Origin of the sequence: Bullifex sp. (assembly GCF_034103065.1) — a bacterium.
In the GTDB taxonomy this organism is placed as follows: Bacteria; Spirochaetota; Spirochaetia; order Sphaerochaetales; family Sphaerochaetaceae; genus Bullifex.
In genome coordinates this window covers 1-15,295 of the sequence record NZ_JAXEGN010000057.1, presented here as the reverse complement: position 1 = coordinate 15,295, position 15,295 = coordinate 1, and the positions used below count along the sequence as shown (strand labels likewise).

The following is a 15,295-nucleotide window of genomic DNA, read 5'->3' as shown; positions in this document are numbered from 1 at the left end:
CATACCAGATACACGTATCGGTCGTCTGATGCCTGCAATATGAACAGTGTTACGATACTTTCCACTGGAGTTACCCTCATCCATATAGCAGATTTTATGTGTGTTGCCATATTGGTTAAGTTCAATTGAATTGTATTCACTTCTGAACTTCAGTTCTCCCAGGGGTTTTCCTGTTTTATGATATTTGGCATTAAGAGAAGCTTTATCAGCTTTAAGTGATGAATACACTGTCTGTATTAGTTTTGCAGGCATTTCCAGGTGTCTGTTAATAATATTCTTATCTTTATCAAGAGATGGTATATCACGGATAGTAGTCTTGAACGTCCTGAACGCATCGCTATCAAGACCAATCAGGTAGTTGGCAAGCCACCTGCACTCCGTGAAATATGATTTGAGTTTTTCTCTTTCTGTTTTGTTCAGACACTTTAAATCAAGCTTGAGTTCAACGACGAATGGACGCATGGATGCATGGCGTAGCTTAGTCTCCTTAAGTGTTTCTCTTATAGTATTGTTCTTTGCTAAACGTTCGTCGTCTGTCATGAATGAATTATATCAACTGTTCAGCTTAACTGTCTATGCTGCAACTATCTGTATTATAAATAAAACTGCAATTCATCATCCGCCCTAAAGGGACGAAAGCTTTCTTGCTACTTTATGTAAATGTATTATTGTCTTGTTTTTTCTCCTATTATATATTTGATAAGAAAATCTAGCATGGATAAATATCCAGCTTTATTTCTTTTTCAAAAAAAGAAAATTATTAATTTATTTGTAATGAGAGGAGATATACATGAAAAGAAAAAGTTTATTTGCAGTATTAATAATCATGCTGCTTATAACATTTTTATCCTGTAATAACTCACCATCAGAGCCTCAAGCAACGATTAGGAAAATAATAATTACAGGAGGATATTCTCTATCTGAAATTCCTACGGAAGTAAAAGATGGAACCGTGATTACGTTTCCTAACACAAAGATAAATAACCATGATTATACACTCACAATCTCAAACAAAACTTATTCAGCAGGAGATGAATACACAGTTAAATCAGATGTTATTATCGATGTACTTTTGAACCACGAATATTCCAAATGGACTGATGATGGGAAAACAATACATGTTAGGCGCTGTATAATCGAAGGATGCAATGAAATCCAAAGCGAGTACCACACAATAAAAAATGGAAAATGTACAGCATGCGGGTACTCATCTAATCTTTTTACTATTAGTGATACTCTGCTTTCAGATACAAAGACTACTATGAGTAATATTGCATCAAATGGTGTTGTGCCTTCAGATTATCTTGTTACAGCAGGTAAAATTGAAAGCAAAGTTTCTTCAATTAAACTTGGAGAAAAAACTTATCAAGAAGATGATACTATCAAAGTTGGAGACTTAGATTCTATAAAAGTATTTACAATAGAAAACGGTGAACTTAAGATTGCAGCACCTATACTTTGGTTTTCAATGCTAGATTATGAAAATCTAATAATTGAAAGTGAAACTTTCATACTTCCAAGAATTGATGATACACAGCTTTCTATTGATAAAGATAAGATTAAATGGTCTGAAGAATCATTAAATGAAGCAGAAGTTCTATACGAAGGTAGTATCATTAACACTTTGTTCAAAGATGAAAACTATAATAAACATCTAACACTTTCATTTAAAGATACTGATGACACTAAATTTATTTATAGAATAATGAATATAAATTCTGACGGGTCCTACCAAACTTCATATGTAAAAGAAAGTGGTGATATCGATATCTATCCTTTTGGTAAAAGTGAAAAACCTGTATCTCCTGATGACCTTAAAACAGTTATCAATATTTCATCATACTCTGAAAATGGGTATGGACAGACACTTTTAGTTTTCCAAAATGGAGCAAAAGAGATAAGAGTAAATCCAACCAATATTGAAAATGGTGAAACGGTAACAATTAATAAGGATAGTGGAGTCCTTTACTCAGTTGTTACCAATTTCATGTCAGGCTATTCAACATCTGAAGAATATGAAGGTGATTCCTTTAAATCAAATGCAACAGTAACTAACAATCTTGATTGGTCTGAATCAAGAAGCTTATCTAGAGCAACTTCTGCAATTAATATTTCAAAGCCAACACAAAATGAAAAAGGTGTTATTACCTGGAATGGTATGTATGTCTACCATGGAGATAATCCAGAACAAAGAGACATGATGGATATCATTGATATTGATAATGATTATATTATTTCAGGACGAGATTATGATAATGGTCTATTATACCTTATAGACCAAGAAGCTACAGAAGATGACCTTAAGATGGTTAATGAAATTCTTAATGTTCTTTATTACAGTGGAGATGAATCTTTAATGCCAAATGATTATCTTGATAATGAACAAGCATTATTGAAAACAAAACCTAATGAAAAGTATCTCTTTACAATGAAGGATGACAATAAAGAGAAACATAAATTATTTACAATTGCAATCTATGATTTTAAAGACGAAGGAATGCTTGGATATTTTTCATCTGCACTCTATAATACAAGTTCCTCAAGAAATGGTTATGCAGCATTCTACATGAACCTTTCATCGATAAGAAGGGATTATGAGAAATCTGGTGCAAAGGTTGCTGCAGAATCATTCCTTAAAACATTTGCTCATGAGTACACACATTATCTTCAAGTTGATAGAAAATATAATGATGCCTACACTCAAACAGTTGATTTGGCCCACTTCCTTGAAGAAGGACTTGCAGATTACATCAGTTTAAAGCAAAATGGACTTTTTGATCAAAAAGATGGTGCTTACAAAGAGGAACATGTATATATCCAGAATATGTTCTCATCAAGTGACTCATATCACCCTAGAAGTAAGGAAGAAAACGTAGCTAACTATGGAGTTGGATGTATGTTCTGGTCATATATTGAGGAAAAATATGCTGACTATGGTGGAATGGAAGTTATCGTAAATCTCATGCGTCAAGATACCGATACACTTGAAGCAGTTGAAAGAGAACTAAAGAAACCATTTAATGAAGTATATGAAGATTTCATGCTTGAAGTAATTGCTGAAGCACTAGGAACTAATGAGATTAACGGCATAAAAAGAGAGATGAAGTTCCCTGAACTTTATGATGTTAAGAAAATATTTAACGAAGCAACTCAAATTGAAGAGGATTCTAGCTATACAATTGATGTAACAAAATCAGAAATGGATGTCGAGCTTGGTCCTATGAGTTTTAGTATTGTAAGATATGAAAAAATTCCTACTGAGCTTACGTTCACAAGTGATAGTGCTGAGGCAAAGTGCTATCTAGTTTACACAGAATAATAGATTATCTTTTAAACACCCTGTTAAATCTTGCAGGGTGTTTTATGTTTTTAAAGAGATTTTTGTAGTTATACCCTTTTGATATAAACTATATTTTATTAGGCATTATTTATTTTTTGTGCATTATATGTACTCTTCTATCCCTTGACGAGTATAAATAGTGTTAATATTATTAAAGACAATATATTGTCGCACACAAAGTGCAAAGGAATTATAGTGGACGAAAGCCCTTTACCTAAAGATTGTAATGATTCTTTAGATGATCCTCACAGTAGAAGGATGAAATTTAAATGTTTGCTCCTCTGAGAAAAAATTTTTTCTAAACAAATTTTTTTATAAGGAGTTATTAAGTTAAGATGGTCTCTGTACCCAAACAATTATTAATACAAGCAATATTAATCGCGTTTAATGCATTCTTTGCATCAATGGAAATAGCAGTTATTTCATTAAATACAACAAAACTGCGTAAATTATCAGAAGATGGCGATAAAAACGCAACCAAGCTTTTAAAGTTTGCAGAAAACCCTGCCGGATTTTTATCAACTATCCAAGTCGGAATTTCACTTTCAGGATTCTTAGGTGCAGCTTTTGCTGCTGATTCTCTCTCCGAGCCTTTAGCAAATTGGTTTATCAAGATTGGAGTAAATATTAGTTATAGTGTATTAAATAGTATTTCGGTAATTATTATTACCTTAATACTTACCTTCGTTACTATTGTATTTGGTGAGTTAATACCTAAGAGAATTGCACAGCAAAAGTCATACGAAGTTGCAAAAGCATGCTGTGGAATTATTTCTACAATATCAATTATCTTTAAACCAATAATTGTATTAATTAGTGGCACTACTAATTTTATCCTAAAGCTATTAAACCTTAAAACAGAAGCTGAAGATGATAACGTTTCAGAAGATGATATTAGGCTGATGGTTGATGTTGGTGGTGAATCAGGCTCAATCGAAGAGGATGAGCAGGAAATGATTCAAAATATCTTTGAATTTAACGATATTACTATATCTGAAATAATGACTAGAGTTAGTGATGTTAATGCTATTAGTATAGAAGATAGTGAAGAAGATATTTTAAAGATTATCAAAGAAACTGGTAATTCACGTTTCCCAGTTTATAAAGATGATATTAATAATATTATTGGTATATTAAATTCTAGAGAGTTCTTAATTAATCTTAATGATACAAATGGAAAAAGCGTCAAAGATATGCTTAGAAAGCCATACTTTGTTCCTGAGACAATTAAAGCAGACCAGCTCTTTTCCGATATGCAAAAAAACAAAATCCATATTTCTATTGTTATCGATGAATATGGTGAAACAAGAGGTATTGTTACTTTAGAAGACCTCCTTGAAGAAATTGTTGGTAATATCTACGATGAATATGATAAAGCTGAATCACCTGAGATTGAAAAGATTGATGAAAATAAATGGAAAGTTCAAGGAACACTTTCTATTGATGATTTAAATGATGAGCTTGATATTAATATTCCTGATGATCGTGATTACGATACTGTTGGTGGCATGATTTTCTCATGCTTACACACTATTCCAGAGGATGGAAAGCAATTCAATGTATCTGTTAATGGCTTAGATATCACAGTAACCCGTGTAGAAGATAAGAGAATTATTGAAGCTATCATTTCAAAGAAAGATAAACAAGATGAGAGTGAAGAGATAGAAAATAACTAATCACTCTCCTACTAATTGAAGTATTAGACCTCTAAGTATTAGCCTTGTACTAGCTTCGAGGTCTTTTATTTTGTCTTTATGCAAAAAGGAGTATAAAAGTAGTAAATAAGCTGAATAAAAGCCTTCTAAGTCATCCTTGTCATCAATTGCAAAGTAAGAAAAAAGCTCCTTAAAATAGCTAAATAAATCATTTAGGACTTCTTCAACTCTCTTCTTTCCCACCTTTTTTCTAATTATTGCCTGTTGCTTTTCATCAACAATTCTAAAAATTCCTTTTTTAATAATTTCATTAGTCAAAAAAGTAAATACTTCAGTTAAGCTTGTTACGATGTGGTTTTCATCAAGCTCGGCTAATAGAGAAAGTGTTTTTTCCTCACTATCCTTACGAAAAGTGGAAACTACATCTAAAAATAATTCTTCTTTAGATGAATAAAAAAGATAAAAACTCCCCTTAGGAATCGAAGCAGCTTCTACTAAGCTATCAACAGTTATACTTTCAATACCGCTATGGGCTAAAGCTATCTCTGCTTCCTCTAGTAATATCTGTCTAATATTATCTTTTTCTTCTTTAGTATAGGTCTTTGGCATAAATTAACTAAACCATCTTTTAATTAGGATTTCAAGTAAAAAAATAGTTTATTGACTAATTTAGTTTATTTAGTCAGCAAAACATCAATTTTTACCCAGTTTTCGCGAAAAAAAGAGGATAAAAAAATTAAAATTTCTTTATTTTGCACTTTTTATCCTTTAAGATTGAATTATCAAAACAAAGGAGCAGATATGGCTACAGTAAAACTTGAAAATATCTGCAAGATCTACGATGGAGGCGTTAAGGCAGTAGACAACGTTAACATCGACATCGAGGACAGAGAGTTCGTTGTTCTCGTTGGACCTTCTGGTTGTGGTAAGTCAACAACACTCAGAATGGTTGCAGGTCTTGAAGACATCTCATCTGGTACACTTACAATCGACGGCAAAGTCGTTAACGATGTACCACCAAAAGATAGAGATATTGCAATGGTATTCCAGAACTATGCACTCTATCCTCACATGACCGTATATGATAACATGGCATTCGGTCTTAAGATTAGAAAATTTGACAAAGAAGAAATTGACAGACGTGTTAGAGAAGCAGCAAAGATTCTCGACATTGAACAGCTTCTTGAAAGAAAGCCAAAGGCTCTCTCTGGTGGTCAGAGACAGCGTGTTGCAGTAGGACGTGCAATCGTAAGACAGCCTAAGGTATTCCTTTTCGATGAACCTCTCTCAAACCTCGATGCTAAGCTCAGAGTACAGATGAGAGCTGAGATTTCAGGTCTCCACCACCGCCTCAAGGCTACAATGATCTATGTAACACACGACCAGGTTGAAGCACTCACAATGGCTGATAAGATCGTTGTTATGAAGCTTGGTGTTATCCAGCAGATTGGTGGACCACTCGAACTCTACAACAACCCAGACAACAAGTTTGTTGCAGGCTTCATCGGTTCCCCTCCAATGAACTTCATCAACACTAAGGTTGAAGCTCAGGGAGATAAGATTTTCGTTAATGAAGGTACATTCAAAATCGAAGTAACTCCAGCTCAGGCTAAGGTTCTTAAGCCTTATGTTGGTAAGCAGGTTACATTCGGTATTCGCCCTGAAGATGTTGAGTTCACAAAGACTCCAGAAGCTGGTAAGACTATTGATGGTCACGTTTCTGTTGTTGAACCACTTGGTGCTGAAACTCACGTTTACGTTGCTACTTCTACAGCTAAAGTTATCGGTAAGATTGACGGTACAGTTATTCCTGCTGTTGACACAAAGATTAGCCTCATCCCTAATATGGACAAAGCTAAGTTCTTTGATGCTGAAACAGAACTCGCAATTCGCTAATATCAGATATAGCAAAAGGCACAGCTTAAATGCTGTGCTTTTTTTATCACTTTATAATTGAATAAAAAAAACTCTCCTCCAAATGGAAAGAGAGCTTATTTGAAAAAATTATGATTTAGAATAATTTATTATAAAGGCACTGAACTGCTTCTTTACAATCTTCTTCATTAACACCAATTAAGGCAGTAGTTCTTGATGCACCAAAGTTCATGAAATTTACTTTAATATTACTATCTCTTAAAGCACATGCAGCATCAATAAAAGCTGTTGACTCATCCATATGACCACCAACCAAACCTACGATTCCTTGATTACGCTCAAAGACTACATCATCAAGCTCAAAATCTTTCTTTAAGCGTTCACACATTGATCTCAAGACATTATCATTTGCCATCTTACTATCAAAGAGCCAAACAATTGAATCGATACCAAAGAGAGAGTAAGAAGGTCTTACTCCATAAAGATGGAGGATTGTTAATAAAGCATGGCGCATACCAGACTTTTTAAACATCATTAGTTTTCTAAGCTTGAGCTTTGTAAATCCAGTTTTACCAGAAACACCACAAAGCCCTCTTGGATCAACTTCAGAGCTAATTATTGTGCCTGGATCCTCTGGGCGATCTGTATTTTTAATATTGATAGGAATCTTTACAGGAATTACAGGAGCAATTGCTTCCTCATGGAAAACAGAAGCTCCTACATCACTAAGCTCACGAACCTGTACATATGTAAGTTCTGGAATTACACGTGCATTTTCAACAATTCTTGGATCAGCAGCATATACACCAGAAACGTCTGTCCAGTTTTCATAAAGGTCAGCATTTACACTTCTTGCGGCAATAGCACCAGAGATATCTGAACCACCTCTAGAGAATGTCTTTATAACACCTTCTGGAGTTGCACCATAAAAGCCTGGCATAACATAACAACTTCCTGTTGAAAGTCTTGTTGCTAAACGCTCATAGCTAATAGGATTTACAGTACCATCTGAATTAATAACGATATATGATGCAGGATCTACAAACTCCCATCCAAGGTATTCTGCAATCAATAATCCTGAAAGATATTCACCACGGCTTGCTGCATAGTCTGTACCACGACCAGCATCAATTTTTCTTCTAACGTCATCTAAAGCTAGAGTAAGCTTTTTTGTGTCTAGCTTTAATGCAGTTGCAATATCAAGATAGCGTTTACCAATTTCAGCAAATACGCGTTTACAACTCTTATTTTGTTGAACTAAAGAGTTACACTCATATAGCATATCTGTTATTTTTCTATCTTCCTTGTTTCTCTTACCTGGTGCAGAAACAATTGCTACTTTACGATCCTTATTAGCTTCAAGGATGTCCTTAACCTTCATTATCTGTTTTTCATCGGCAACTGATGAACCGCCAAACTTACATACGATCATAATACCAACCTCAAATAGGATATTTATTTTTTACTGAAAATGCTTCATTTATACAATACAGTGAGTATAATTTTAACAATATTGTATTGAAAAGAATTAATATTACAGCTTATATATACAGTGCTATGCAGAAAACAAATATCATGCAGAGTGAGACTATTCCTCGCCTGCTCTTTAAAATGTCATTTCCAATGATGCTAAGTATGCTTATTCAAGCTCTTTATAACGTTGTTGATAGCATATTTGTAGCAATGGTCTCAGAAACAGCTTTAACAGCAGTTTCATTAGCCTTCCCAATGCAAAACTTATTAATAGCTGCAGCAGTCGGAACTGGTGTTGGTATTAACAGCCTTCTATCAAGAAGATTAGGAGAAGGTCGACATGAAGAAGCTAACCATGTTGCCTCAACTACTCTCTTTTTAGGGTTAGTTATTTCTTGTCTATTTATTTTTATTGGATTATTTTTAGCAAAGCCTTTTTTAAACATTTTTACTCAAGATGCAGAGCTACTTAAGCTTTCAACATCATATTCTAGAATATGTTTAATTATTTCCTTTGGCTGTATATTTTCAATTTTCATTGAGAAACTAATTCAAGCAACTGGAAACTCTGTACAGCCAATGACTATGCAGCTAACAGGTGCAATTACAAATATTGTATTAGACCCAATATTTATTTTTGTATTTAAACTTGGGGTAAATGGTGCTGCAATTGCAACAGTAATTGGACAAATTGCATCTATGTCACTTGCCCTATACTTCTTAAGCAAAAATGATTACATCCAAATCAAAATAAAAGATATTCGTCCAAATGCAAGAATTATCAAAGATATTTTCCAAGTAGGTCTTCCATCTATTGTTATGAACAGTATTGGTACAATTATGGTATCCTTAATTAATGGTATATTAATTGCATTCTCCTCTACTGCTGTTTCAGTATTTGGTGTCTACTTTAAATTACAATCCTTTGTATTTATGCCTGTTTTTGGCTTAAACAATGGTGTAATTCCAATACTTGGCTTTAACTATGGAGCAAAAAATAAAAAGAGAATGATAAGCACTATGAAATTAGGACTCGTAGTTGCACTCTTAATTATGATTCTCGGTACATTACTATTCCAGCTTATGCCAAGACAATTACTCTCACTATTTAGTGCAACAGAGGAAATGTATAAAATAGGTATCCCGGCACTAAGGTCAATTAGCTTATGCTTTATACCTGCTGCTATTTCTATTATTTTAATAGCATCATTCCAAGCAACAGGATTTGGCTTTGCCTCAATGATGGTATCAATTATTAGACAGCTTGTTGTACTTTGTCCTTGTGCATATTTACTATCTAAACTAATTGGTATTAATGGTGTATGGTATAGCTTTGCAATTGCTGAAGTTTTTGGTTTATTATTCTCAATAATCTTCTTTACACATGTTTATAAAGAAAAAATTAAAAATCTATAAGGATAAAAAGGTATGAAAAAGGGTTTAACAGTTTTAATAATTGTGCTTTCAATTTTTATGCTCTTCTCTTGCTCTAAGAAAGAAGCAGCTGAAAAAGTTTATGTTTTTGCAACAGATGCAACATGGCCACCACTTGAATACATCGACGAAAGTGGCAACCTCACAGGCTTTGAAGTAGAACTTGTTCCAATGATTGGTGAAAAGGTTGGCGTAAAGATGGTTGCGAAGAACATTCCATGGGATACCATCTTTGCAGGTCTTGCAAATGGCCAATATGATGGTGTTGCTTCTGGTGTATCAGTTACAGAAGATAGAAAGAAAACAATGGACTTCTCAACTCCAATTTTAGAAGCAGGTCAGGTTATCATTGTTAAAAAGGATTCTACTGTTAAGGGAATTGATGATATTAAGGGCTTAAAGGTTGGTGTACAAATTGGTACCACAGGAGACTTAGTTCTTGATAACTATGATGTAGTTAGAAAACAGTATGATGACATTGGTCTTGCACTTCAAGATATGCTTAATAACAACTTAGACGCTTGTGTTTGTGACTCATTAATTGCATCAGACTTTGTACTTGCTAATCCTAACTACTCTGACAAGCTTAAGGTAGCAGGTTCTTCATTTACCCAAGAAGATATTGCAATCGCAGTTAAGAAAGGAAACAAAGAACTTCTTGACTTAATTAACAAGGGTCTTAGTGAGCTTAAAGCAGATGGCTCATATGATAAGCTCAAGGCTAAGTGGAACTTACTCTAGTATTTGTTTTCTTTGTTATAAGGAGGCTTCGGCCTCCTTTTTTTATTCTTTCATCATGCATAAAAACTAAAATAATTCATATTTTTTGTATTTTTATACATTCTTTATTGACAATATCTGTAAAAATATGCATTATGCAAACATCCTAATTATAAGAGGTTTGAAAATGAAAAAATTAGTTGCACTTTTACTTATTTGTCTTGTAGCTATTGCTACTGTTTTTGCTTCAGGCGCTAAAGAGGATGGAACAAAATCATATACATTTGCTATGAACTGTGAATGGCCACCACTTGAATACGTTGATGAAAATGGTGAAATTACAGGTTTTGAAGTTGATTTAATCAAAGAAATGAGCAAAGTTTCTGGCGTTGAGATGAAATACATCAATACAGCTTGGGATACAATTTTTGCTGGTCTTGCAAATGGACAATACAATGCAGTTGCATCAGGTGTAACAGTAACTGAAGAAAGAAAGAAGACAATTGATTTTTCAGACACTCTCTTTACTATTAAGCAGTCAATTGTAACCTTAAATGCAAATTCAGATCTCAACTCTCTTGACTCTCTCTCAGGCAAGAAGGTTGGTGTACAGATGGGTACAACAGGTCACTTCGCAGTTGAGCAAAATAAGGATGTAGTTGTTAAAGCTTATGATTCAATTGGACTTGCTATCGAGGATATGATTAACGGTAACGTTGATGCATGTGTATGTGACTCATTAATTGCTTCTGACTTCGTATTAGCAAATCCTAACTATGCTAACAAGCTTGTTATTACAGGTGAAGCTAGTAGCGATATTGAGGAGATTGCTATTGCAGTTAAAAAAGGTGATAAAGAATTATTAGACTTAATCAACTCATCTCTTGCAAAACTAAAAGAAAATGGTACTATGGATGAGTTAATGAAGAAATATAACATTATCTAGGAGATACAATGGATAACAAGAGTATAGAAACTCTCGTTAAGACAGAGACTATTCGTAAAAAGGTAGTCTCTGTTGATTCATCAAAAGACGAGAAAGTTCAAACTATTACAATGACAGATGGACCTCTCATCCCTAAAAAAGGTGAGAAGCATCTTATGACTAGCTGGAGGATTACATTTTTCCTTGCGCTAGCTATTTTATTATTACTAATCATTTTTAAACCAGATCCATACAGAGAGATATTTATTGTATGTATTAAAGGTGCACCAGTAACCTTTGAAGTAACTATCTTTGCAATTATTGGAGCCGTAATCATTGGTGTATTTACAGGATTAGGATCTGTTTCTAAACACCACATTATTAATATGATTAGTGGTGTTTATGTAGAGTTTATAAGAGGTATTCCACTACTTGTACAACTTATCTTCATCTACTATGCACTTGGAAGATTTTTCCACATTGAAGGTATGATAGCTGCAATTATTTCACTATCTATTTGTTTTGGTGCATATATGGGTGAAATTGTAAGAGCAGGTATTCAAGCTATTCCAAAGGGACAAATGGAAGCAGCTACAGCTTTAGGTTTAACAAGAACACAGGCATTTATCCATGTTATTCTTCCTCAAACAGCTAAGGTTATTCTTCCTGCAATTGGTAATGAGTTTATTTCAATGCTCAAAGATTCATCTCTTGTTTCTCAGCTTGCACTTGCTGATATCCTTAGAAAGGGTAGAGAGTATATCTCAAGAACCTTTTTATCACTTGAGACAATGTTAGTTGTTGCATTAATATACCTTATCTTTACACTCGTACTTTCCCGCTTAGTCGGTTTACTTGAAGAGAGGCTCCATAAGAATGGCTAAAATTGAAATTAAAAATCTATCAAAAGACTTTGTTGCTAATGGAATTAAAACTGTTCATGCAGTAAAGAATGCATCATTAACAGTAAATGATGGAGAAGTAGTTGTTATTATTGGTCCATCTGGAAGTGGTAAATCAACACTTTTAAGAAGTGTTAATATGTTAGAGACACCAACAAGTGGACAAATATTCATCGATGATGTTGAAGTAACAAATCCTAAAACTGACTTAAGAAAAGTAAGAGAAGAGGTTGGTATGGTATTCCAGTCTTTTAACCTTTTCCCTCACCTAACTGTTCTTGATAATATCACTCTTGCACCACGTAAGGTCCTCAAGATGGATAAAGCTAAGGCTGAAGAATTAGCTTATAAACTTCTTGATAAGGTTGGTTTGAAGGATAAAGCTAAAAATCACCCTACTCAGCTTTCAGGTGGACAGCAACAGAGAGTAGCTATTGCTCGTTCTCTTGCTATGAATCCTAAAGCTATGCTATTTGATGAACCAACTTCTGCTTTAGACCCTGAGATGATTAAAGAAGTACTTGATGTTATGCTTTCACTTGCTAAAGATGGAACAACAATGCTTCTAGTTACTCATGAAATGGGATTTGCTAGAGCTGCTGCTGATAAAGTAGTATTTATGGATTCCGGTGAAATTATTGAGGAAGGAACTCCAGAAGAGATGTTTACACATCCAAAGAGTGAACGAACCAAAAGCTTCCTTGATCACATTCTTTAAATACATATAGAGGACTGCGAAAATGCAGTCCTCTAATCATTTATGACCATTTTTTATAAAGCTCAGCAATTATTCTTATTCCCTCTTTAACTATATCATCAGGAGCTGAGTAGTTTATTCTTAAACACTTATCATAGTGTGGATGAGGATAAGCTTTACCTTCCATTTGTTCTTTGCTACCAAAGAAGAAATACTCACCAGGAACAGTAATAACGCCTCTTTCTTTTAGTTTTTTGTAGAACTCTATCGAAGAAATCTTTAAAGAAGGAAGATATAAGAAGCAGAATATAGAACCTTCAATTCTATGGTAGTGGTAATTAGTTCCTTCGAAGAACTCATTAATGTAGGAAATAATATTTTCTCTCTTCTTTTGATAAAATGGTTTTACATAGTTATCTGCCATTTCAACAAGCTTTCCTGTTTTCACTAAATCCTCTGCTAAGGCTTGCCCCATTGAACCAGAAGCTAGTGCTGCAATAGCATTAATATTTCCTAGTGCTTCAATAACAGTAGGACTTGCTAGAATTATTCCAGTCCTTAATGATGGAAGGCCAATCTTTGATAAACTCATAGAAAGGATAATATTCTCATTCCAAACTGGAGTTGCATCATCGGTAAAAACAATGTTAGGAAATGGTAGTCCATATGCATTATCAATTATTAATGGAATATTATATTCCTTTGCCTTATCAGATAAAAATTTTATTTCTTTATCTGTTAATACATTTCCACTTGGGTTCGTTGGTCTTGTAACACAAATAGCACCTACTTCACTATGCTCACTTAAATACTTACTAACAGCTTCTTGATCTAGAGTGTATTTAAAAGATCTGTCCTCAAAGTACTCACATTTTGATGGAACACTTACAAAAGTATTCCACTCAAGTCCTTGATCAGCATAACCTACATATTCTGGCATTAATGGAAATAGAATAGTTTTTTTCTTATCCCCATATGTTCCTGAGAATAAATTAAAAATGTAAAACATTGCACTTTGAGATCCATTTGAAATAGCAACATTTTCACTTTTTACATTCCAACCATATTTAGATGAAAAATATGAAGCTATTGCATTTACAAAGCTCATTCTGCCCTGTGGGGCGTCATAGTGACAAAGAATATCTTCAAAAGCATCCTCTGTAGAGAGAATTTTTTCCATCTCCTCTCTATATACTTTCTCAACCTCTTTAATTCTTGCAGGATTTCCTCCTCCAAGAGGGTAAGGCTTAACGCCTGGAGGAAGAGGCTTTCCCAAGTCATCCATTAGTAATAAGATACCTGATCTTGATGTTAGTTTTTTTCCAAAATCTGAAAAGTCCATAGTAGGAAAACTATAGAATAACTTCGTCTTTTTTTCCACCCAACTCTTTAATAAGTCTGATGAAAAATACTAAAGAAGTAATAAAAGTAAAGACATCAGCAAGTGGCTGAGCAATTTCAACGCCTAAAATACCAAGTTTTGCTGGTAGGAAAATAATAAATGGTAGAAAATAGATTCCTTGTCTACAAAGTGCTAAATAAGTTGCACCCGCAATGTGTCCAGTTGCCTGCATTGACATATTAGTTGCAACATTGATTCCACATAGCAGTAGCGCAATTGTTTGGAAACGTAATGCTTTTACACCAATTGTTATTACATCAATATCTTCTTTTCTAAATGTAGTAACTAAAGGACGTGCAAAGATAAAACACAGTATTGATAGAATTGCAATTATAATTGTCCCAAAGAAAGCAGTAAATAGTGTTGCTCTTTTTACCCTAGAATACTTTTTAGCACCATAGTTATAACCTGCAACAGGCTGGAATCCCTGTCCTAAACCTAAGAGCGCTGAAAATAAGAAGAAGGTAATTCTACCAGAAATACTCATAGCAGCAACAGCTGCATCACCAAAGCTAGCTGCTTGAACATTTAATGTCATTGATGCAATTGATGCTAAGCCCTGCCTTGAGAGACTTGGAAGCCCTGTTTTTAAAATACGTAAATAGGTTTTTATTTCTTTAGATATATAACTAAGTCTTAAGTCTAAATTACTCTTCTTTGAGACAAACATAGCTAATAGAATAAAGAAACTAATTACCTGACTTAGTGCAGTTGCCATAGCAGCACCACGGGTACCTAGGTTTAGAGCGAAGATAAAGATTGGATCTAAAATAATATTTAATACTCCGCCTGTTGTTAATCCGATCATAGTATAGAAAGCTTTTCCCTCATTACGTAGTAAATTATTAAACACAAACGAAGTACAAATAAAA

The 15,295-nt window shown here is 34.0% G+C and carries 13 protein-coding genes; 8 read left to right on the top strand and 5 right to left on the bottom strand.

All coding sequences use genetic code 11. The features are described from left to right. A partial coding sequence (locus SOY52_RS02440) for a hypothetical protein (RefSeq protein WP_320847397.1) occupies window positions 1-540 on the bottom strand: 540 nt, incomplete at its 3' end. Between the two features lie 250 nt (window positions 541-790). Here SOY52_RS02440 and SOY52_RS02435 point away from each other — a divergent pair. Both SOY52_RS02435 and SOY52_RS02430 read left to right on the top strand, forming a co-directional pair. Continuing rightward, entirely contained in the window at window positions 791-3,319 is a 2,529-nt protein-coding gene (locus SOY52_RS02435; protein WP_320847396.1) for a hypothetical protein, read from the top strand. A gap of 356 nt (window positions 3,320-3,675) precedes the next feature. Continuing rightward, entirely contained in the window at window positions 3,676-5,016 is a 1,341-nt protein-coding gene (locus SOY52_RS02430) for a hemolysin family protein (protein WP_320847395.1), read from the top strand. On the opposite strand, the gene SOY52_RS02425 is transcribed toward SOY52_RS02430, so the two are convergent. Further along, the gene (locus SOY52_RS02425; protein WP_320847394.1) at window positions 5,017-5,604 is read right to left on the bottom strand and encodes a TetR/AcrR family transcriptional regulator; all 588 of its coding nucleotides are present in this window, start codon (window positions 5,602-5,604) and stop codon (window positions 5,017-5,019) included. A gap of 192 nt (window positions 5,605-5,796) precedes the next feature. Between SOY52_RS02425 and SOY52_RS02420 the strand changes: the two genes are divergently transcribed. Further along, window positions 5,797-6,891, top strand: coding sequence for a sn-glycerol-3-phosphate ABC transporter ATP-binding protein UgpC (locus tag SOY52_RS02420; RefSeq protein ID WP_320847393.1), 1,095 nt, complete (start codon window positions 5,797-5,799; stop codon window positions 6,889-6,891). Between the two features lie 115 nt (window positions 6,892-7,006). Here SOY52_RS02420 and SOY52_RS02415 read toward each other — a convergent pair whose 3' ends face one another. Then, on the bottom strand, window positions 7,007-8,302 hold the full coding sequence (locus SOY52_RS02415) for an aspartate kinase (RefSeq protein ID WP_320847392.1): 1,296 nt from the start codon (window positions 8,300-8,302) through the stop codon (window positions 7,007-7,009). A gap of 125 nt (window positions 8,303-8,427) precedes the next feature. On the opposite strand from SOY52_RS02415, the gene SOY52_RS02410 reads away from it, so the two are divergent. The 5 genes from SOY52_RS02410 to SOY52_RS02390 all read left to right on the top strand — a co-directional run bounded on the left by SOY52_RS02410 (window position 8,428) and on the right by SOY52_RS02390 (window position 13,042). Then, window positions 8,428-9,759, top strand: coding sequence for an MATE family efflux transporter (locus SOY52_RS02410; protein WP_320847391.1), 1,332 nt, complete (start codon window positions 8,428-8,430; stop codon window positions 9,757-9,759). 12 nt (window positions 9,760-9,771) lie between these two features. Then, complete coding sequence (locus SOY52_RS02405) at window positions 9,772-10,518, top strand: basic amino acid ABC transporter substrate-binding protein (protein WP_320847390.1); 747 nt, start codon at window positions 9,772-9,774, stop codon at window positions 10,516-10,518. 166 nt (window positions 10,519-10,684) lie between these two features. Continuing rightward, window positions 10,685-11,443 (top strand): basic amino acid ABC transporter substrate-binding protein, encoded by a 759-nt coding sequence (locus SOY52_RS02400; RefSeq protein ID WP_320847389.1) that lies wholly within the window; start codon window positions 10,685-10,687, stop codon window positions 11,441-11,443. Between the two features lie 8 nt (window positions 11,444-11,451). After that, entirely contained in the window at window positions 11,452-12,306 is an 855-nt protein-coding gene (locus tag SOY52_RS02395) for an amino acid ABC transporter permease (RefSeq protein ID WP_320847388.1), read from the top strand. Further along, window positions 12,299-13,042: an amino acid ABC transporter ATP-binding protein gene (locus SOY52_RS02390; protein ID WP_320847387.1), complete on the top strand. Its 744-nt coding sequence runs from the start codon at window positions 12,299-12,301 to the stop codon at window positions 13,040-13,042. Before SOY52_RS02395 ends, SOY52_RS02390 begins: the two co-directional genes overlap by 8 nt. 40 nt (window positions 13,043-13,082) lie before the next feature. On the opposite strand, the gene SOY52_RS02385 is transcribed toward SOY52_RS02390, so the two are convergent. Together SOY52_RS02385 and SOY52_RS02380 are read right to left on the bottom strand one after the other, a co-directional pair. Beyond that, window positions 13,083-14,363, bottom strand: a complete 1,281-nt coding sequence (locus SOY52_RS02385) for a valine--pyruvate transaminase (protein ID WP_320847386.1) — start codon at window positions 14,361-14,363, stop codon at window positions 13,083-13,085. Between the two features lie 10 nt (window positions 14,364-14,373). Beyond that, window positions 14,374-15,295 (bottom strand): MATE family efflux transporter (locus SOY52_RS02380; protein ID WP_320847385.1); only part of this gene is annotated, 922 nt, incomplete at its 5' end.

What these genes read in the sequence shown, in the direction of transcription:
- SOY52_RS02435 (WP_320847396.1), top strand. Translation starts at nt 791, where the DNA reads ATGAAAAGAAAAAGTTTATTTGCAGTATTAATAATCATGCTGCTTATA.
- SOY52_RS02430 (WP_320847395.1), top strand. Translation starts at nt 3,676, where the DNA reads ATGGTCTCTGTACCCAAACAATTATTAATACAAGCAATATTAATCGCG.
- SOY52_RS02425 (WP_320847394.1), bottom strand. Translation starts at nt 5,604, where the DNA reads ATGCCAAAGACCTATACTAAAGAAGAAAAAGATAATATTAGACAGATA.
- SOY52_RS02420 (WP_320847393.1), top strand. Translation starts at nt 5,797, where the DNA reads ATGGCTACAGTAAAACTTGAAAATATCTGCAAGATCTACGATGGAGGC.
- SOY52_RS02415 (WP_320847392.1), bottom strand. Translation starts at nt 8,302, where the DNA reads ATGATCGTATGTAAGTTTGGCGGTTCATCAGTTGCCGATGAAAAACAG.
- SOY52_RS02410 (WP_320847391.1), top strand. Translation starts at nt 8,428, where the DNA reads ATGCAGAAAACAAATATCATGCAGAGTGAGACTATTCCTCGCCTGCTC.
- SOY52_RS02405 (WP_320847390.1), top strand. Translation starts at nt 9,772, where the DNA reads ATGAAAAAGGGTTTAACAGTTTTAATAATTGTGCTTTCAATTTTTATG.
- SOY52_RS02400 (WP_320847389.1), top strand. Translation starts at nt 10,685, where the DNA reads ATGAAAAAATTAGTTGCACTTTTACTTATTTGTCTTGTAGCTATTGCT.
- SOY52_RS02395 (WP_320847388.1), top strand. Translation starts at nt 11,452, where the DNA reads ATGGATAACAAGAGTATAGAAACTCTCGTTAAGACAGAGACTATTCGT.
- SOY52_RS02390 (WP_320847387.1), top strand. Translation starts at nt 12,299, where the DNA reads ATGGCTAAAATTGAAATTAAAAATCTATCAAAAGACTTTGTTGCTAAT.
- SOY52_RS02385 (WP_320847386.1), bottom strand. Translation starts at nt 14,363, where the DNA reads ATGGACTTTTCAGATTTTGGAAAAAAACTAACATCAAGATCAGGTATC.